This window comes from Streptomyces sp. NPDC005722 (assembly GCF_040630935.1).
In the GTDB taxonomy this organism is placed as follows: Bacteria; Actinomycetota; Actinomycetes; order Streptomycetales; family Streptomycetaceae; genus Actinacidiphila.
Genome location: NZ_JBEXYN010000059.1, coordinates 24,755 through 43,382 on the forward strand (window position 1 = coordinate 24,755; position 18,628 = coordinate 43,382).

The following is an 18,628-nucleotide window of genomic DNA, read 5'->3' on the forward strand; positions in this document are numbered from 1 at the left end:
TCACGTCGCGCTTCTCCCTCGCCGGTCGTCCTCGGGTGCGTCTCGTCACCCTCCGGACGGGGCCACGACAGGACCGGACCGTACCACCGGGGTGGGTGCCCGGGAAGAAACCGCCGAAAGGCACCCGGAGGCCGCTTTCGCGGGCGGCCCCGGGAGGTGTCGTTTGCGGGCGCCCGCCGCGTCCGGCAGGGTGCGGGACGACGGAGGGGGTTGTCGATGACGTGGTCCCGGATGACGGTGGTCCGCGAGGGGGTACGGCTGGAGTGCCGCGTGCGGCCGGGCCCGGCGCCGTCGGTGGTGATGCTGCACGGCCTGGCGGGGCACGCGGGCGAATGGGACGACACCGCACGGTGGCTGAGCCCGCGTCATCGCGTGGTCGCCGTGGACCAGCGGGGGCACGGCGCCTCCGAACGGCGCCCCGGGGACGTCTCCCGCGCGGCCTACGTGGACGACGCCGTGGCCGTCGTCGAGGCGTCGGGCACCGGGCCGGTGATCCTGGTGGGCCAGTCGCTCGGCGGCCACACGGCGATGCTGACGGCCGCGGCCCGCCCGGATCTGGTCCGCGCCCTGGTGCTGGTCGAGGCGGGACCCGGAAGACCGGACCCGGGTGTTCCCGCGGACATCGGGGCGTGGCTGGACTCCTGGCCGGTGCCCTTCCCCTCGGTGGGGTCCGCCGCCGCGTTCCTCGGCGGCGGCCCGGTCGGCCGGGGCTGGGCGGAGGGCCTGGAGCGGCGCGAGGACGGCTGGTGGCCACGCTTCGACCGGGACGTGATGGTCGGTTCCCTGCGGGAGAACGCGGAGCGTTCCTTCTGGGAGGAGTGGGAGGCGCTTCGGTGCCCGACGCTGGTCGTCCTGGCCGAGAAGGGGATCATCGGGGCCGCGGAGGCCGAGGAGATGTGCCGCCGACAGCCGCGGACGGTGGCCGTCTGCGTACCGGGGACCGGCCACGACCTGCACCTGGAGCGCCCGGACGCGCTGCGCCAGGCGATGGCCGCCTTCCTCGACGGGCTCGGCTGACGGGCCCTCCTGAAGGCCGCGCGCGGCCCGGTGGGCGCGCCGCGGCCGGGCGGTGCATCACCATGGCCGTCGCGCTGCCCGACGGGGCGTTCCGGCTGCGCCGGTTCAGCCGGCCTGACGTCGGCGCCCGTCGCTCTTCCCGCACGAGCACCTGGGGCTCGGGGTCACCGTCCGGATGTCACGCCCTACGGCGAGGTGGTCCCGGACGACTCCGACGCCCCGCTGCCCCTCGCCACCTCGGGCATCGGTGTCGCGCCGCTGGTCAGCATGGTGCTCCACCACGACCGCACCGCGTGGACGCGTCCGCTGCGCTGCGAGGCGGAGGAGTACGTGCGGAGGCTCGGCGGGCGGCCGCACGTCCGGTACGAGGACCCGGCCGGGGTGGCTTCCGTGGCGACCCGCCACGAGGTGTTCGGTCTTGACCCGTGGCACGCCCCGAGCGGGCCAGGAACGTCAACGGACGTGCCGGGTCCCGCCCTTCGGACCGTCCGGCGAAGGAACCCCCGATTCCCCTATGCTCGCCTACGATCCGACAACCTTCCCAACAGTTGATCCTTGAATCACCTCAGGAGATCGCCATGCCCGAGACGCCAGGATCCGGGAGCGCGGCCCCACAGGAGGTCGCCGAGGCGATGTACGACGCCATGCTGCGGTCCGACCGCGACACCCTGGCCGCCATCGCCTCCCCGGGGATCCGGATCCGGGTGACGGACGCACTGCCTGCCGGTGGCGCGGACCCCGGACTCGCCGGTTTCGCGGCGTTATTCAAGAAGACGTTCCACATGATCGAGAGCCGCATCGAGACCGACCGGCTCTTCGAGGAGGGCGGCCAGGTCGTCGCCGTGGGACGCACGCAAGGCGCGGGCCCAGGGACCGGCGGGCCCTTCGACTCCGCGGTCGTCCACGTCTTCACGGTCGAGGAGGGCAGGATCGTCGGGTTCGACGCCTACGGCGAGGGCGGGCCCGTCGCCACGGCGATCGACGGCACCGGCGCGCCGGACTGACACGGGCGCTTGACCGAGCGGGAGTTGACCGGCGGTACGCCCGCGCCCCTACGCCGTCCAGCAGTAGAGGCGGTGGCCGTCCCGCCCGCCGAGGCCGCGGGCCAGCCGGGCGAGACCGCCCAGGATCTCGGTCACGATCTCGTGGTCGAACACCTCCCCGTCCGCCGCCCGCTGCCGGATCCACGCTTCGCCGATCTCGGCGAGCCGGGGCGCGTCGGCGGCGGCGAGCGCGTCCTGAAGGGCTCGGGAAACGGCGAGGACGACGGGACCTTCCCAGTCGCCGGCGACGGCGACGGCTTTGGGCACACCGGCGTCGACGAGTTCGTCGAAACTCCGGCCGGTGACGATGCCCTCCCACTCGATCAGCGCTTCCTCGGCGTCGAAGTTGCCGTACTTCAGCGACTCGAACGCCCTGCCGGGGCCGCCGACCACGACCGCGGCGGCCGTGTCGTGACCCGGCGCGACGAAGAACTCGACGATGGTGCTCACCGGGCCATGGTGCCCGATCGCCCGGCCCGGTTGCGTCCGGCGCCCTCGAACGGCCCGGCGGTGATCAGGACTCGCACACGGAGGCCAGCGGGTACTGGCCCGCGTCGAAGGCCTCCTGGCACACGGAGATCCCGAAGGCGATCTCCAGTCCCTTGAGGAACCGCTCCCGCCAGTCGGTGATCCGGCCTTCGTCCTCGAAGACCGGGCGCCCGGCGGCGTAGCGGACCTCGGGACGGCATCCCGCGTCGTGCATGGCCCAGTTGAGGAAGGACATCTCCGGCGCATGGTCGAAGTAGTGTCCGCCGTCCGGTCCGGCCGCGCCGGCGAAGCGGCCGTGGATCTCGCCGCTCCACACCTGGCGGCCGTCCTCGAAGTAGGCCATGCAGTACATGCCCTTTGCGGCGATGTTGTAGGGGAGGACGGCCCGGCCCGTCCCCCGGGGCAGCGCGAAGCCCTCCCGGAAGTGGACCAGGTAGTCGAAGGCCCCGGCGAGGAAGGACCAGTCCCCTTCCTTCCCGTAGGCGGTGAGGAGGGGTTCGTCGGGGACCCGGATGCGGGGGTGGGTCCTCTCGTGGACGGCCTTGGCCTCGGCGCCGACGGGCTCGGGGATCTCCCAGGGGACGGCCCCGAAGACCACCGCGAGGTCCTGCGGCGCGACGTGCTCCGCGAACACGAGACCGGCCTGCACCCCCAGGAGGGGGTCGTCTGAATCCGGCCGGCGCCCGCCGATCCACGCGATTCCATCGTCCGCCGCCATGACAGGTGACCGTAACAGCGTGGTCCGACAACGCTGCTGGAGCCCTGCCGCCGCCGGTGTGCGGCCGCGCTTCAGGCCGAGGCCCGCTGCGGTCCCCGCTCGTAGGCCTGGCGCGCCGTCCGCAGCAGGGTGCGCCAGGACGTGACGGTGGGGCGGCGGCGCAGCAGAGCGCGGCGCTCACGCTCCGTCATGCCGCCCCAGATCCCGAACTCGGTACGGTTGTCGAGGGCGTCGGCCAGGCACTCGGTGCGCACGGGGCAACCGCCGCACACGGCCTTGACCCGCTTCTGGGCGGCGCCCTGGACGAACAGCACGTCCGGGTCCTCCATCCGGCACATGGCCTGCGCTCCCCAGTTCTCCACCCAGACGTCGGCCTCGCCGCCGGCACCCGTCGGCACCGGCTCCCCCACCACGTCAAGATTCATCGGCGTCTCTCTCCCGCTCCGCCACCCCGTCGCGCCTTCGCGCGGGGCCTCTCCTCTCGTCCCCGTGCCCTCAGTACGGACCGGGTGCGGAAACCGTTCAGCGGTCAGGCGGACGAGTCGGCGCGGGCGACGGCGATGTCGGCGAACTCCTCGATCAGCGCATCGTGCCGGTTGCCGTCCCAGGCCAGGAACACCCGGTTGGGGCCGATGTCCTCGATCTCGACGTGGGCGATGTCGGCACGGGTGTAGTACGTCGCGGTGGAGAGCGGCAGCACGACGACCCCGCGCCCCGCCGCCACGCTCTCGAGCTTCTCCTCGACGGAGCGGAAGACCGGTACGTCCGGCCGGCGTCCCGGACCGGCGGGTTCCCGGGCGACGTCACGCCACTCGGGCACGGCGGCCGGGTCCTGCAGGAGGTGCTCGCCGGCGAGGTCCGCGATGCCGAGGACGGGCTTGTCGGCACAGGGGTGGTCCGCGGGCAGGACGGCGACGCGGGGCTCGGCGAGGAGGCTGCGGGTCGCCAGGCCCCGGGTGTCGACGGGCATCCTGACGTAGCCGATGTCGACGCGCCCGTCGAGGATGACCTCCGTCTGGTCGTCCCAGCCCGTCCTGACGACCTCGACCGACAGGTCCGGGTGCCGGCCGGAGAACTCCCGCACGGCACCCGTGACGATCAGCCCCGGCATGAATCCCACGGTGAAGGAGGCGTGGCCCCGGGCGGCACGGGTGACGCGCCGCCGGGTGGCGTCGGCGGCCGCCAGGAGCGGTCCGGCGTCGGAGAGGAGCTGCGTGCCGGCGGCGGTCAGCTCGGTGCTGCGGCGGTCGCGGGAGAACAGCCGTACCTTGAGCTCGTCCTCCAGCGCCCTGATCTGCCGCGACAGCACGGGCTGCGCGATGTGCAGGCGTTCCGCGGCCCTGCCGAAGTGCAGTTCCTCGGCCACCGCGACGAAGTACCGCAGCTTGCGGAGATCGAGGTCCACGGGCCGCTCCTCGTTCCTCGCCGGGACGGACACATCCGAGCGTATCCGCCCGGACCGCGCTTCTCAGGGGAGCGGGCTCACGGGCGGGCGAGGTCGGCCGCCAGGTCGCGCCGGGTGGGCCGCCAGCCCAGCTCGCGGCGGGCCCGGGCACCGGTGAGCCGCTGGTCGAGGGCGAAGGCCTCCGCGATGGGGCCCATCCGCTGCTCGGCCTCCTCCTCCGTCAGGTGCCGGAGGGGTCCGGGCCGGCCGATCGCCCGGCTGACCGCGTGGGCGACCTCGGCCTGCGTCGGGTGGCGGTCGTCGACCCCGGCGTAGACGGAGCCGGGGGCGGCGTCGAGGGCCAGCACGTAGAGCTCGGCGACGTCGTCGACGTGGACGGTCGACCAGTGGTTGGCCCCGTCGCCCACGCAGGGCACGGACCCGGTCTCACGGCCCGGGGCCGCGTAGAACGTCTCGACGAGCCCGCCCGAGCGGCCGTGGACCAGGCCGGGCATGACCAGGACGGGCCGCTCGCCGGTCGCGGCGCGGGCCAGGACGCGCTTCTCGTTCTCCATCCGCCAGGCGGTGATGCGCGGCGGGGAGAGCGGGGCGTCCTCGTCCGCCACGCCGTCGGTGTCGCCGTAGACCCACACCCCGCCGGTGTGGACGTAGGGACGCGGCCCGGCGCCGTCCTGCAGTGCCTCGGCCGCCGCACGGTCGACCTCGGCGGTGTCGGGACCGTAGTGCTGGCCCAGGTGGACGACCCCGTCGGCGGCGCGTGCGGCGGCCCGCAGCACGTTCGTCGCGGTCAGGTCCCCCGGTACGGGGACGGCCCCGAGGTCGCGGACGGTCCGGGCCGCGTCCTCGCTGCGCGCCAGGGCGGCGACCTGGACGCCGCGGCGCACCAGGGCCTCGATGGTGGCCCGCCCGACGTAACCGGAGCCTCCGGTGAGGAAGACCTTCATGACGTTCGCCCTTCTCGTGGTGTGCTGTGACACCTCCGAGTCTTCGGGCGGGGCGGGCGGCGCGTCCAAGACCTGTTCCCGGCCCTGTGATGCCCGCCGGGTATCAGCGCCGGTCGTCAGCACAGGACGTCACCGCCGGACGTCACCGGAGGGCCGCGTCGATGAGTTCCTGCAGGCGCAGTCCGCGCCGCGCGTCGAGCTCGCCCGCGCGGCCGGAGCGGACGGCGGCGGCGAACTCGGCGCGCAGGACGGGCCAGCCCTCCTCGTGGTCGATGACGGAGGTGTCGTACACGAGCTCTCCGCCCGGGCCGAGGAGTTCGATGCGGGTCCGGGGCTTCGGCAGCCGGACGCTGCCGGAGAGGGAGGCCTGGCTGACCGCGCCGTTCTCGTGCTCGCAGGTGACCTCGACCCACTTGCGGGGGTCGCCGGTGGCACGGATGGAGGTGATGGGGCCGACGGCGGCGTCGAGCAGGTCGATCAGGTGCGGGCCGAGGTCGAGCAGGGCGCCCTGTTCCAGGCGCCAGCCGGTGGCGAACTCCCCGCCCAGGAAGGCCCCGTGCAGGTAGCAGGACCGCGCGCCGGTGATCTCGGCCTCCTGTGCGCGGCGCAGGAAGTCGCGGGTCTCAGCCTGGTAGCGCTTGGTCAGCACCATTTGGGAGACGACGCCGGCCTCCGCGACGGCGTCGGCGACCGCGCGTGCCGAGGCCAGGTCGGGGCCGAGCGGCTTCTCCAGCAGCAGGGCCTTGCCGGCCTTGGCGGCGCGTACGGCGAGTCCGGCCTGGACGGCGGGCGGCACGGCGAAGGCCACCGCCTCGCAGCGGTCGAAGAGTTCCTCCGGGCTGCCGGCCGTCACCGCGCCGTAGGTGTCGGCGATCTCGCGGGCGGCCTCGGTCCGCCGGGCCCAGACGGCGGTGAGCCGGGTCTCGGGTCCGGCGGCCAGGATCCGCGCGTGCATCGTACGGGCCCAGGGACCGGCGCCGATCAGTCCGACCTCGACGGGGGCAGGGGTGTTCACGGTGGTGCTCCAGGGTCAGTTGGGGGCCGCGGCGGCCAGCCGTTCGTTGGCCTGGTCCGGGGCGTAGAGGTGCTCGACCACCATGGCGGTGGCGCCGGCGAGGGCGGCGCGGTCACCGAGGCGGGAGGTCACGACCTGCAGGTTGCGGGTGGCCCGGGGCAGCGCGCGCTGGTACAGCAGTTCGCGCACCCCGGTGACGAAGTGGGTCTCGGCGAGGTCTCCGGCGATCATCAGGACACCGGGGTTGAGCAGGGTGACGACCGTGACCAGCACCTCGCCGCAGCGCCGGCCGGCCTCGCGGGCGAGGCGCACCGCGTCGGGGTGGCCGGCGTCGAGGTGCTCGCGCACCTGCGCGGCGGAGCCGGCCGGTACGCCGAGGGCGCTGAGCTGCCCGGCCAGCGCGCGGCCGCTGGCGACGGCGGCGAGGCAGCCGTGGGAGCCGCACATGCACAGGGCGTCGGACGCGTCGTGCAGGCGGATGTGCCCGAGGTCGCCCGCGCCGCCGTCGATCCCGCGGAAGGCGGTGCCGTCGATGACGACGCCCGCGCCGATGCCGGTGGAGACCTTGACCAGCACGAAGGCCGAGCAGTCGCGCCAGGAGTCGCGCTGTTCGCCCAGGGCCATCAGGTTGGCGTCGTTGTCGACGAGGACCGGCACCGAGGCGGGCAGGCCGGCGTGGCGGGCCAGCGCCTCCTGCATGCGGGCGGGGACGGGGTACCCGTCCCAGCCGGGCATGATCGGCGGCCGGACCACCACGCCGGTGGTCCAGTCGACGGGGCCGGGCACCGACAGCCCGACGCCGCACACGGTGGCCGCCGGGACGCCGGCGGCCACGACGAGCTTGGCGAACCAGCGGCCGAGCTCGTCCAGCACCCGGTCCGGGCCCTGGTCGAGCAGCAACTCCCCGGTGTGCTCGGCCAGTACCCGGCCGGACAGGTCCAGCACCGCCGCGCGGGCGGAGGTGGTGTCCAGGTCGGCGGCGAGCACGGCGGCGTGCCCGGCGTCGAACTGCAGGTGGGTGGAGGGCCGTCCGCCGGTGGACTGCCCGCCGGGTACGGTCCGCAGCCAGCCGGCGGCGAAGAGCTGGTCCAGCCGCTGGCCGACGGTGGAGCGGGACAGGCCCGTCACGCGCTGGAGTTCCCTACGGGTGGTCGCCTGTCCGGTCCTGATCAGTTCCAGCAGGTGTCCGGCGGTGCTCCAGGGCGTAGCCATCCGTGCTCGCTCCCCCTCGTGTCGGGCCATGGTGCTCAGCTCTTGTCCGCGCCGCTGGTCAGGCCCTCGGTGAGGAGCCGTTCGGCCGCGTAGAAAAGGAGTACCACGGGAATCGTCAGCACGACGGAGCCTGCCATGAGGACGGTCTTCGGCACCTCGATGCCGTTGGCGAGCTGCTGGAGTCCCAGGGACACCGTCCACTTGTCCGGATCGGCGGCCAGGAAGAGCAGCGCGAAGAGGAACTCGTTCCAGGCGATCATGAAGACGTACAGCCCGGTGGCCATCAACGAGGGTGCGGCCAGCGGCAGGACGATCCGCCGGACGGTCTGCAGCCGCGAGGCGCCGTCGAGGGCGGCGGCTTCCTCGATGCTCTCCGGGATGGTGATGAAGTAGTTCTTGAGCATGTAGATGGACACCGGCACGGTCTGCGCGATGTACACGATCGCGAGGCCGAACAGGCTGCCCTGCAGGCCGATGCGGGCGAACACGACGAACAGCGGCACCGCGAGCAGCGTCGCGGGGAAGAGGTAGACCGCCAGGAACAGCGCGCTGACCTGCCGGCCGCCGAAGAACCTCAGCCGGGTGATGGCGTAGGCGCCGGGGACGGACACCAGCAGGGTGAGCAGCATCGAGCCGAGCGCGACGAGCGCGGAGTTGCCGAGCATCCGCAGGAAGCCCTGGCCGCCGTCGTCCACGGACTTGAGGACGGTGCGGTAGGTGTCGAGGGTGAACTCGGAGGTGCCGACCCACAGCTTGCCTGGGTCGAGCAGCAGCTGGTCGATGGGCTTCACCGAGAGCAGCAGCATGTAGTAGAAGGGGAAGATCGTGATGACGGCGAGTCCGGCGATCACCACCCAGCGCAGGACGGCGAAGGTGCGGTCCTCGATCTGTGCACGACTGGCCATCACGCCTCCTCCTGGACCTTCTTGGCGAAGAACTTGAAGTAGATGCCGAGCAGCACGGCGAGGATCGCGGCGAGGACGAGGGCCTGGGCCGCGGCGGCGCCCACGTCGTAGCGGGCGGTGAGGAAGTCGTAGACGCGCACGGCGACCACGTCGGTGCCGGAGCCGCCGCCCGTGAGCAGGTAGATGTCGTCGAACTTGTTGAAGGTGAGGATGAAGCGCAGCACCGCCAGCAGCGCGATGACCGGCATCAGCTGGGGCAGCAGGATGTGGCGGAAGCGCTGGGTGATGGTGGCGCCGTCGACGACGGCGGCCTCCTCCAGGCCCTCCGGGACGGCCTGTAGCCGGGCCATCAGGAAGAGGAAGGCGAAGGGGAAGTAGCGCCAGGTCTCGAAGGCGATCACGGTGAACAGGGCCAGCGGCACGTGGACGTGCCACCCGAGGAGGGAGATCTCCTGGGACCGGGTCGACAGGAAGGCGACCGGTTCGTCCCAGCCGAACAGCTTGGTGCCCACCTCGTTGACGATGCCGAACTGCGGGCTGAGCGCGATCTCCCAGACGAAGGTCACGGCGACGACGGGCGCCACGTACGGCAGCAGCATGGTGCCGCGCAGCAGGGCCCGGCCGCGGAAGGGACGGCGCAGCGCGAGGGCGGCGATCAGGCCGAGGACGATGGAGCCGGCCGTGGCGCCGACCGTGTAGACCAGCGTGGTCCACAGCGAGGTCCAGAAGCCGGGCGAGGTGAAGACCTCGCTGAAGTTGCTCCAGGTCCAGTTGGACAGGAAGCCCATGCTCTGGATGTCGACCAGCCGGGCGTGCTGGAAGGCCAGCAGGACGGTCCAGGCGATCGGCAGGACCACGACGACCAGCACCACCAGGAGGGTGGGCGAGACGAAGGCGAGTCCGGCCCGGTTCTCCCGCTGGGCCAGGGTCAGTTGGCGCCGGGGCTTGGTGTTCGCGGTATCCGCCTCCGGCGTTCTCCGCTGCTGTGTGCTCTGTGCGGTGCTCATCACTGCTTCCTTGAAGGACGAGGCCGGGGGCGGCTCACTGGAGGGACTTCTGCAGGGACGCGACTTCCTCGTCGGCCTCCTCGGCGGCCTCCTGGGGGGAGGTCTGGCCGGTGGTCATGTCGCCCACCGCCTTGGGGATGGGCAGTTCGCCGATGGTGGCGCCCACGAGCGCGCCCTGACCCTGGGTGATGCCCCAGCGCTTCATGTTGCCGACCCCGGCGATGAGTTCGTCGAGCAGCTGCGGGGAGAAGACCTCTTCCATGGACTTCTTCGTGTCCACGCCCATGTCGCTGGCCCGCCAGGCCTTGAGGTACTTCTGCGGGTCGTCGGCGGTTCCGGACCGGACCGGGATCTTGCCCTCGGGGGCCATGCCGAACCAGCCCTGGTAGCCGTCGCCCATCATGTACTCGATGAACTTCTCCGAGGCCGCGGTCTCCGCGGTCTTGGTCACCACCCAGGAGGAGACCTCGCCGAACTGGGCGGGCTTGGCGGCGTCGGGACCGCTCAGCGCGGTGACGATCCCGCTGTTGTCGGAGAGGTACTGCGGGTCCTTCTTGCACGGGGCGCAGCTGGGCAGGGCGTCGCCGCGCAGGCCGGCCAGCTCGTCGAGGAGGAAGGTGGACCAGACGATCATGGAGGAGCGGCCGGCGAAGTAGACGGCCCGGGTGGTGTCCACGGTCTGGGTTCCGGGGGCGCCGTAGTCGCCGGCGAGCTTGTCGTAGGCGTCGAAGGCGCGGTCGCACTGCGGGCTGTCGAGGGTGACGTCGCCCTTGGCGTCGGCGAGTTCGCAGCCGTTGGCGAGGGCGAGGTCCTCGAAGCTCTGCTGGGTGAAGACGTCGCTGGGGTCGGTGGAGAGCGAGATGCCGCTGGTGCCTCCGCTGTTGAGCTTCCGCGCGGCCTTGAGCATCGCGTCGTAGCTGTCGGGGGCGGCGAGACCTGCCTTGGCGAAGAGGTCCTTGCGGTAGACGAGGATCTGCATCCAGGCGTCGCTGGGCACGCCGAGGCGGGTGGCGCCGTCGCCGGTCAGCTTGAGGGCGTTGCCGTTGAAGGTGCCGGCCCCCAGGTCGTCGACGATCTTCTTCGTGGCGGCGGTGTTCAGCAGGCCGTTGCTGTACATCTGCCAGACCGGCGCGAGGGGTATGCCGCCGATGACGTCGGGAAGGGTGCCCGCGGCGGCGGCCGACATGATCAGCTGCGGCAGCTGGCCCTCGTCGACCCCGACGAGGTTCACCTTGACCCCGGACTCCTTCTCGAAGGCGGAGACGACCTTCTTCGTCGCCTCGACGCGATCGGTGAGGTTCTCCAGGCTCCAGACGGTGATCTTGTTGTCGGGTTTCCCGTTGTCCTGCGCCGCGCAGCCGGACATCACCCCGATTCCCACTACGGCGGCCAAGCCGCTCGCCAGCGCCCTCGACCGTCGGGACCACATGCGCATCAACCGTCCTCATCGTCAGCCTTGCGTTACGTACGCGTTGCATCAGAGCACCACTTTTGCTTGTTGACAAGACTTAAGTCTCGGATATCTTCGACGTAAGTCAGCCGTCGATGGCTGAACGGACCGCATAACCGATCTTTCCGGAGTCCCCCTGTGGAACGCGTAGTCCAGTTCACCGGCCCCCGTCAGGTGGAGGTCGCCCCGAGCGAGTCAGTCCCCCTGCCCCCCGGCCATCTGCGCGTGAGGACCCGCTACTCCGGCATCTCGGCCGGCACCGAACTCACCGCGTACCGCGGGACCAACCCGTACCTGACCCGCACCTGGGACCCGGAGGCCCGCCTGTTCCGCGACGGCGCGGCGGGCATCGAGTACCCCGTGGCGGGCTGGGGGTACTCCGAGGTCGGCGAGGTGACGGAAGTCTCACCCGAACTCACGGACGTGCCCGGCATGCCGGCCGTCGGCGAACTGGTCTGGGGCATCTGGGGCCACCGCAGCGAGGGCGTCGTGCCCGCCGAGCGCATGGCCGGGCACGTGCTCCCGGCCGGCCTGGAGCCGCTGGCCGGGGCCTTCGCCCGCGTCGGCGCGATCGCCTACAACGCCGTCCTCGGTGCCGACGTCCACCTCGGCGAGGACGTCGCCGTCTTCGGCCAGGGCGTCATCGGACTGCTCACCACCCGCCTCGCCCAGCTGAACGGCGCCCGCGTCACCGCCGTCGACGCGCTCGACGTCCGCCTCGCCAAGGCCGCGGAGTACGGCGCGACGACCACCCTCAACGCCCGTACGGACGCGGTCGCCGAGCGGATCCGCACCGCCACCGACGGCCGCGGCGCCGACGTCGCCATCGAGATCAGCGGCGCCTACCCGGCCCTGCACGACGCCCTGCGCTCGGTCGCGGTCGGCGGCCGGGTCGTGGCCTCCGGCTTCTACCAGGGCGACGGTGTGGGCCTGCGACTCGGTGACGAGTTCCACCACAACCGCGTCCAGCTGATCTGCTCCCAGATCGGCGGGGTCCCGCCGCAGCTCTCCGGGCGCTGGAGCGTCGAGCGCCTGCAGCAGACCTTCCTGCGGCTGGTCGCCGAGGGGCACGTCGACGTGCGGTCCCTCGTCAGCCATGTCGTCCCGGTCGCCGACGCGGCCGAAGCCTACGTCCTGCTGGATGAGCGTCCCGCCGACGCGCTCCAGGTCGTCCTGGAGTTCTGAGAGGCCCCTCGAGATGTTCAAGACCGCTTGCCAGGAACAGCTGCTGCCCGGTGACACCCTCCAGCAGAAGTGGGAGTTCGCCCAGGAGGCCGGCTACGACGCCGTCGAACTGCGCGGGAAGGGCGACTTCCACTTCCGCGACCGGCTCCCCGAGCTGCGCAGGGCGCAGGCCGACGGCGTCGTCATGCCGACCGTCTGCGTCGACATGCTGCACTTCTTCGGCGCCTTCGACCCCGACCTGCGCCGCGACGCCGTCGCACAGATGAAGTCGCAGCTCAGCGTCATCGCCGAACTCGGCGGTCTGGGCGCCCAGACCCCCGCCTCCTACGGCATGTTCTCCCGCCGGCTGCCGCCCTTCGAGCCGCCGCGCAGCGAGGAGGAGGACCGCGAGGTGCTCCTGACGGGGCTGACGGAACTGGGCGAGCACGCCCGCGCCGAGGGGGTCACGCTGTTCCTCGAGCCCCTCAACCGCTACGAGGACCACATGGTCAACCGGCTGGAGCAGGCCGCCGGCCTGATCCGCACCGTCGGTCTGGACTCGGTGCGCATCGGGATCGACAGCTACCACATGAACATCGAGGAGACCGATCCGGCGGCGGCCATCCTGGCCGTGGCACCGCTGATCGGCCACGCCCAGGTCAGCGACTCCAACCGCTTCCAGCCCGGCGCGGGCCACCTGGACTGGCCCGCGTGGCTCGGAGCGCTGGACGCCGCCGGTTACGACGGCTACCTGGCCGCGGAATGCCGTCTGACCGGCGACCCCGTCGACGCCGTGCGCTCGGTCCCCGCCTTCCTGCACCGGGCCACCGGATGACGGCCGTCCTCGAACCGGCCCTGCGGTCCGCGGGTCGCGAGGAGGACCGGGACGCCGCGCTGCGCCGGGCCGCGGCCCGCGTGCTGCTGTCCAACTGGACGGGCGCGGCGACCGTCCCTTCGCGCACCCTCTACCCGCACCAGTGGAGCTGGGACTCCGCCTTCATCGCCATCGGGCTGGCCCGGCTCGCTCCGCGCAGGGCCCAGCGGGAGCTGGAGACCCTGCTCGGGGCGCAGTGGCGGGACGGCCGGATCCCGCACATCGTCTTCAACCCCTCGGTGCCCCTGGACGCGTACTTCCCGAGCCCCGACTTCTGGCGCAGCTCGTCCGCGGGCGCGGCGTCGGGCGCCCCCGCGGACATCGAGACCTCCGGCATCGTCCAGCCGCCGGTGCACGCGCTCGCCGCCTGGCAGGTCCACCTCGCGGACCCGGCCGAGTCCCGGCGGCGCGGCTTCCTGCGGCGGATGTACCCCCGGCTGGCCGCCTGGCACCGCTACCTCGCCGGCTCGCGCGACCTGGGCGGCGGCGGGCTGGCGACCGTGGTGCACCCCTGGGAGCCGGGGCTGGACAACAGCCCGGTGTGGGACGCGGCGCTCGCCCGCGTCGAACCGGCGCCGCCGGAGTCCTTCCGCAGGGCGGACCTCGACCACAGCGCGGCCGCCGACCGCCCCACCGACCTCGACTACGGCCGCTACGTCCGGCTCGCCGCCGACTACCGCGACCACGGCTACGACGACGCGCGCACCCCGCACGCCTTCGCCCTCGAGGACCCCTGCTTCAACGCCCTGGCGATCGCGTCCGAGCACGCCCTCGCCGAGATCGCCGCGGCGACCGGCGCGGACCCCGCGCCGCACCGCCGCAGGGCGACCGAGGCCACGTCCGCCCTGGTGGAGCGGCTGTGGGACCCCGCCGCCGGCATCTTCCTCGCCCGCGACCTGACGACCGGCGAGACGGTCGGCGGCCACAGCGTCGCGGGCCTGGTGCCGCTGGTCGTGCCCGGCCTCCCGCAGGACGTCGCGCGGTCGCTGATCGCGACGGCGCACGGCGAGCGCTTCGGGCTCGGCCGGGTGCACCTGGTGCCGAGCTACGACCTCACCGCCCCTGAGTACGACGGCAACCGCTACTGGCGGGGCCCCAGCTGGTTCAACACCGCCTGGCTGGTCGAGCGCGGGCTGCGGCAGCACGGCGCGGACCGCGCGGCCGACGCCCTGCGCGACCAGGCGCTCGACGACGCCCGCCGCACCGGGTTCGCCGAGTACGTCGAACCGCACGGCGGCCAGGGCCGCGGCATCCGCCGCTTCAGCTGGACCGCCGCCCTGGCCCTGGACCTGCTGCACCGGACACCGCAAGGAGAGCCCGCCCGATGACCGTCGAACGTCTGCTGGTCCACCGCGGCACCTTCGCCTCCACCAGCCGCTCCGGCGACATCACCGGACGGCGCGGGGACACCCCCGACGGCCTCTTCATCCGCGACGCCCGGCACCTGAGCCGCTGGCGGCTCACCGCGGACGGTGTCGTGCCGTCCCTGCTGACCTCCTCCGACGACGGTTTCGTCCTCACCCCCGAGGGCGGCCGGGACGAACCCCCGGCGTACTCGCTCTTCCGCCGGCAGGCCGTCGAGGCGGGCGCCCTCACCGAGCGCGTCCGTGTGGTCAGCAACCGCGCGGAGCCGGTCACGGTGGAGATCGCGCTGGAGGTGGACGCCGACTTCGCGGACCAGTTCGAGCTGCGCGGCGACCACCGGCGCTACGACAAGGCGGACGGCCGGCGCACCGCCGAGGACCGTCCGGACGGTGTCACCTTCCGCTACCGGCGCGGCGAGGACTGGGACGCCCGGACCACCGTCACCGCCTCCCCCGCCCCCGCGGCCGTCCGCCGGACGGAGCCCGCGGGCACCGCGCGCCTGCTGACCTGGCGGCTGCCGCTGCCCGGGCACGGCGCGGCGGAGCTCGCCCTGAGCGTCCGGGCGGTGCCCCACGGCGCCGCCGAACCGGCCGCTCCCCCGGACCCGGAGTCGGTCCGCAACCGGCACGCCGCCGAGGAGGACGGCTTCGTCCAGGCGCGGCCGCGGCCGCGTTCGCTGACCAACTGGGACGAACTCGCGCGCGCCTGCGCGGCGGGCCTGGCCGACCTGGCCCGGCTGCGCGTGCCGGCGACGGGCCCGGCCGGCGAGCCGCTGCTGGTGCCCGCGGCCGGCATCCCCTGGTTCCTCACCCTCTTCGGCCGCGACTCCCTGCTGACCTCGCTCTTCGCGCTGCCGTACCGGCCGGAGCTGGCCGCGGACACGCTGCTGGCCCTCGCCGCGGCCCAGGGCACCCGGCACGACGCGGCCCGCCTCGAGCAGCCGGGCCGGATCGTGCACGAGGTCCGGCACGGCGAACTCGCCCACTTCCGGCAGGTACCGTACGGCCGCTACTACGGCAGCGTCGACGCCACACCGCTGTTCCTGGTGCTGCTGGAGGCGCACAGCGCGGCGACCGGCGACCCCGGGCTCGCGCGGCGCCTGGAGCCGCACGCCCGTGCCGCGGTGGAGTGGATGTTCCGCGACGGCGGGCTGGGCGCGGGCGGCTACCTCCGCTACACCTCCGACGCGGCGCGCGGCGGGCTGGCGCACCAGAACTGGAAGGACTCCGAAGGGGCCATCTGCTTCGCCGACGGCCGCCGCCCCGAGGGCGCGCTCGCCGTGGCCGAGGTCCAGGGCTACGCCTACGACGCCCTGGTCCGCACCGCCCGCCTGGCCCGTACCGTCTGGGGTGACGCCGAGGAGGCGGACCGGCTCGAGAAGGCCGCGGCCGACCTGCGGGAGCGGTTCCGCCGGGACTTCTGGATGAGCGGCCGGAACTTCCCCGCCCTCGCCCTGGACGGCGAGGACCGACAGGTGGACGCGCTCGCCTCGGACGCCGGGCACCTGCTGTGGTCCGGCATCCTCGACCCGGCCGACGCGCGGACGGTGGGCCGGCGGCTGCTGCAGCCGGACTTCTTCTCCGGCTGGGGCGTGCGCACGCTCGCCGCGGGCCAGGCCCCGTACCACCCGCTGTCGTACCACCGCGGCAGCATCTGGCCGCACGACAACGCGGTCGTCGTGCTGGGGCTGGCGCGCAGCGGTCTGGCGGAGGAGGCCTCGCAGATCGCCCACGGGCTGGTCCAGGCCGCCGCCGCCCACGACTGGCGCCTGCCGGAGGTGATGGCGGGGTACGGCCGGGACGAGCACCCGGTCCCCGTGCCGTACCCGCACTCCTGCTCGCCCCAGGCGTGGGCCGCGGCCACTCCCCTGGCCCTGCTCACCGCGCTCAACGGGGGCCCGGACGCGCTGCGTTGAGACCCTGCCGCCAAGGCGGTGCACCGAAGGCCCCGGGTCCCCGGCCGTGACGGCGGGGGACCCGGGGCCTTCACACGGCCGCGGGGCCGGCCTGGATCACAAGGTGAAGTCGGTGGACAGGGCGAGCTCCCGCCACGTCCCGATCTCGCGGGCCACACCGGCGAGCTTCGCCTCCACGTCGGCGACGCTGGCCTTGCCCAGCGGGATGCGGGCCGGCATCTCCTCCGCCCCGGCGACGGTGATGATGGCGGCCGCCGCCTTCACGGGGTCGCCGTCCTGGGCGTGGTTGCTGTCGTCGGCCCAGGCGCGCATGCCGCCCGCGCTGTCCTGGTAGTCCTCGATGACCCGCTCGGTGCGGTGCAGGGAGGAGGAGTCCAGGAAGTCCGTACGGAACGGGCCGGGCTCGACCGCGGTCGCCTGGATGCCGAGCGGCGCGAGCTCCAGGCGCAGGGACTCGGTGACCGCCTCGACCGAGAACTTGGTCGCGCAGTACAGGCCCCAGCCCGCCCAGCCGACGAAGCCGCCGACGGAGCTGAGGTTGACGATCCGCCCCGACCGCCGGGCCCGCATGACGGGCAGGACGGCACGGGTCACGGTCAGCAGTCCGAAGACGTTCGTGTCGAACACCGCGCGCGCCTCGGCGTCGCTGGTCTCCTCCACCGCGCCGAGCAGACCGCGGCCGGCGTTGTTGACGAGGACGTCGATGGTGCCGAACCGCTCCACCGCGGCCTCGACGGCGGCCCGCGCCTGCTCCTCGTCGTTCACGTCGAGCGGTACGGCCAGCAGCCGGTCGGCGTGGGCCGCGAGCGCGTCCTCTACAACGCGGGGGGTGCGGGCGGTGGCCACGACGTTGTCGCCCCGTTCGAGGGCCTGCCGGGCGATCTCGAGACCGAACCCGCGGGATGCGCCGGTGATGAACCACGTCGTCATGTGATGTGCTCCTGATGATCACTGGGGGTCGTTGTGTCGACGTGCCCCAGCGTCGGCCCGCGGTGGAGGGCGGGCCAGAGAAGGATCATCCGTAGGCGACGGCTTCCTGGGACCGGCGTTACCAGTCGGATCCGGTCAGGGGCGGACGGCCGCGGGGCTCGCCGACCACGTGGCCAGGAAGCGCAGCGCCTCGTGGGCGGGTGTGCCGGGCTGCGCGGTGTAGACGAAGACGGTCTGGTCCGGGTCGTCGCCCACGACGAGGCTCTGGAAGTCCAGCGTCATCGTGCCGGCCACCGGGTGCCGGAAGGTCTTCTCGCCCGCGGCCCGGGTCCGCACCCGGTGGTCGGACCACCAGCGGCGGAAGTCGGCGTCGGCGTCGGAGAGTTCCGCCACCAGCGCTTTCAGCCGCGGGTCCTGCGGGTCCCGCGCCGCGCCCATGCGGAGGTAGGCGACGCACTCGCGGGCGACGGTCCGCCAGTCCACGTACAGCTCGCGGAAGGCCGGGTCCAGGAACGCCATGCGCACGAGGTTGCGCCGCGGCTCCGGCACGGCGGCGAAGTCCGTGAGCAGCGCCGCGCCCAGCGCGTTCCAGCCCAGCACGTCCAGCCGGTGGCTCAGCACCAGGGCCGGGTACTCCTGCAGCCCGTCGAGCAGGGTCTGCGTCTGCGGCCTGATACGGCCCGGCGCCGGGGTGAGCGGTTCGGCGCCGGCCGCGGCGACCCGCAGCAGGTAGTCGCGCTCGTCGGGCCGCAGGCGCAGCGCCCGCGCCAGCGACTCCAGCACCGCCGTGGAGACGTGCACCGTGCGGCCCTGCTCCAGGCGCACCACGTAGTCCACGCTCACGTTCGCCAGCTGCGCCAGCTCCTCCCGGCGAAGGCCCGGGACCCGGCGGTGGCGCCCGTCGTCCGGGAGGCCGACGTCCCCGGGGTTCACCCGGGAACGGCACGCCCGCAGGAAGTCACCCAGTGTGGTGTTCGAAGCGTTGCGCTGACTCATACGTCGATTATCGACGCTCCGGGACGGTACCGGGGGCGCCGGCGGCCGAAGGCCCTGCGGCGGCCTCCCGGGCGGGGCCCCGCCGCGGCCTGCCCCGGCGCGGGAACGGCGGCGCAGCCGGTGAAGCACCTCCATCTGCGGGGGGTGCGGCGGCTCCGGGGCGTCCACCGAACGCACCA

The 18,628-nt window shown here is 73.3% G+C and carries 18 protein-coding genes; 6 read left to right on the top strand and 12 right to left on the bottom strand.

The annotated features are described in order from the left end of the window. Positions 1 to 216 precede the first annotated feature (216 nt). Positions 217 to 1,017, top strand: a complete 801-nt coding sequence (locus tag ABZ479_RS37545; protein WP_500465747.1) for an alpha/beta fold hydrolase — start codon at positions 217 to 219, stop codon at positions 1,015 to 1,017. A 578-nt stretch (positions 1,018 to 1,595) separates the two neighbouring features. Next, positions 1,596 to 2,021: a nuclear transport factor 2 family protein gene (locus ABZ479_RS37550; protein WP_500465748.1), complete on the top strand. Its 426-nt coding sequence runs from the start codon at positions 1,596 to 1,598 to the stop codon at positions 2,019 to 2,021. A 48-nt stretch (positions 2,022 to 2,069) separates the two neighbouring features. On the opposite strand, the gene ABZ479_RS37555 is transcribed toward ABZ479_RS37550, so the two are convergent. The 10 genes from ABZ479_RS37555 to ABZ479_RS37600 form a co-directional block, all read right to left on the bottom strand. Next, positions 2,070 to 2,510: a hypothetical protein gene (locus ABZ479_RS37555; protein ID WP_500465749.1), complete on the bottom strand. Its 441-nt coding sequence runs from the start codon at positions 2,508 to 2,510 to the stop codon at positions 2,070 to 2,072. Between the two features lie 64 nt (positions 2,511 to 2,574). Then, positions 2,575 to 3,267 carry a hypothetical protein gene (locus ABZ479_RS37560; RefSeq protein ID WP_500465750.1) on the bottom strand — a complete coding sequence of 231 codons (693 nt, stop codon included), beginning with the start codon at positions 3,265 to 3,267 and terminating at the stop codon, positions 2,575 to 2,577. A 71-nt stretch (positions 3,268 to 3,338) separates the two neighbouring features. Further along, on the bottom strand, positions 3,339 to 3,692 hold the full coding sequence (locus ABZ479_RS37565) for a WhiB family transcriptional regulator (RefSeq protein WP_500465751.1): 354 nt from the start codon (positions 3,690 to 3,692) through the stop codon (positions 3,339 to 3,341). A gap of 104 nt (positions 3,693 to 3,796) precedes the next feature. Then, complete coding sequence (locus ABZ479_RS37570) at positions 3,797 to 4,672, bottom strand: LysR family transcriptional regulator (protein ID WP_500465752.1); 876 nt, start codon at positions 4,670 to 4,672, stop codon at positions 3,797 to 3,799. Between the two features lie 77 nt (positions 4,673 to 4,749). Then, positions 4,750 to 5,616: an NAD-dependent epimerase/dehydratase family protein gene (locus ABZ479_RS37575; protein ID WP_500465753.1), complete on the bottom strand. Its 867-nt coding sequence runs from the start codon at positions 5,614 to 5,616 to the stop codon at positions 4,750 to 4,752. A 142-nt stretch (positions 5,617 to 5,758) separates the two neighbouring features. Next, on the bottom strand, positions 5,759 to 6,571 hold the full coding sequence (locus ABZ479_RS37580) for a Gfo/Idh/MocA family protein (RefSeq protein ID WP_500465767.1): 813 nt from the start codon (positions 6,569 to 6,571) through the stop codon (positions 5,759 to 5,761). Positions 6,572 to 6,646: 75 nt separating this feature from the next. Next, complete coding sequence (locus tag ABZ479_RS37585; protein ID WP_500465754.1) at positions 6,647 to 7,843, bottom strand: ROK family protein; 1,197 nt, start codon at positions 7,841 to 7,843, stop codon at positions 6,647 to 6,649. A 35-nt stretch (positions 7,844 to 7,878) separates the two neighbouring features. Next, a complete protein-coding gene (locus tag ABZ479_RS37590) occupies positions 7,879 to 8,748 on the bottom strand; it encodes a carbohydrate ABC transporter permease (RefSeq protein WP_500465755.1) in 870 nt (289 codons plus the stop codon). Beyond that, on the bottom strand, positions 8,748 to 9,755 hold the full coding sequence (locus ABZ479_RS37595; protein WP_500465756.1) for a carbohydrate ABC transporter permease: 1,008 nt from the start codon (positions 9,753 to 9,755) through the stop codon (positions 8,748 to 8,750). Before ABZ479_RS37595 ends, ABZ479_RS37590 begins: the two co-directional genes overlap by 1 nt. Before the next feature lie 34 nt (positions 9,756 to 9,789). After that, positions 9,790 to 11,190, bottom strand: a complete 1,401-nt coding sequence (locus tag ABZ479_RS37600) for an ABC transporter substrate-binding protein (RefSeq protein WP_500465757.1) — start codon at positions 11,188 to 11,190, stop codon at positions 9,790 to 9,792. 153 nt (positions 11,191 to 11,343) lie between these two features. On the opposite strand from ABZ479_RS37600, the gene ABZ479_RS37605 reads away from it, so the two are divergent. The 4 genes from ABZ479_RS37605 to ABZ479_RS37620 are packed head-to-tail and all read left to right on the top strand — an operon-like array spanning position 11,344 to position 16,523. Then, entirely contained in the window at positions 11,344 to 12,390 is a 1,047-nt protein-coding gene (locus ABZ479_RS37605) for a zinc-dependent alcohol dehydrogenase (protein ID WP_500465758.1), read from the top strand. A 13-nt stretch (positions 12,391 to 12,403) separates the two neighbouring features. Then, on the top strand, positions 12,404 to 13,204 hold the full coding sequence (locus ABZ479_RS37610) for a sugar phosphate isomerase/epimerase family protein (RefSeq protein WP_500465759.1): 801 nt from the start codon (positions 12,404 to 12,406) through the stop codon (positions 13,202 to 13,204). Beyond that, positions 13,201 to 14,571 carry an MGH1-like glycoside hydrolase domain-containing protein gene (locus ABZ479_RS37615; protein WP_500465760.1) on the top strand — a complete coding sequence of 457 codons (1,371 nt, stop codon included), beginning with the start codon at positions 13,201 to 13,203 and terminating at the stop codon, positions 14,569 to 14,571. The genes ABZ479_RS37610 and ABZ479_RS37615 overlap by 4 nt, the downstream gene beginning before the upstream one ends. Further along, positions 14,568 to 16,523 carry an amylo-alpha-1,6-glucosidase gene (locus tag ABZ479_RS37620; RefSeq protein ID WP_500465761.1) on the top strand — a complete coding sequence of 652 codons (1,956 nt, stop codon included), beginning with the start codon at positions 14,568 to 14,570 and terminating at the stop codon, positions 16,521 to 16,523. Before ABZ479_RS37615 ends, ABZ479_RS37620 begins: the two co-directional genes overlap by 4 nt. A 96-nt stretch (positions 16,524 to 16,619) precedes the next feature. Here ABZ479_RS37620 and ABZ479_RS37625 read toward each other — a convergent pair whose 3' ends face one another. Together ABZ479_RS37625 and ABZ479_RS37630 are read right to left on the bottom strand one after the other, a co-directional pair. Beyond that, positions 16,620 to 17,453, bottom strand: coding sequence for an oxidoreductase (locus ABZ479_RS37625; RefSeq protein WP_500465762.1), 834 nt, complete (start codon positions 17,451 to 17,453; stop codon positions 16,620 to 16,622). A 135-nt stretch (positions 17,454 to 17,588) separates the two neighbouring features. Further along, positions 17,589 to 18,449: a helix-turn-helix transcriptional regulator gene (locus tag ABZ479_RS37630; RefSeq protein ID WP_500465763.1), complete on the bottom strand. Its 861-nt coding sequence runs from the start codon at positions 18,447 to 18,449 to the stop codon at positions 17,589 to 17,591. Between the last annotated feature and the right edge of the window lie 179 nt (positions 18,450 to 18,628).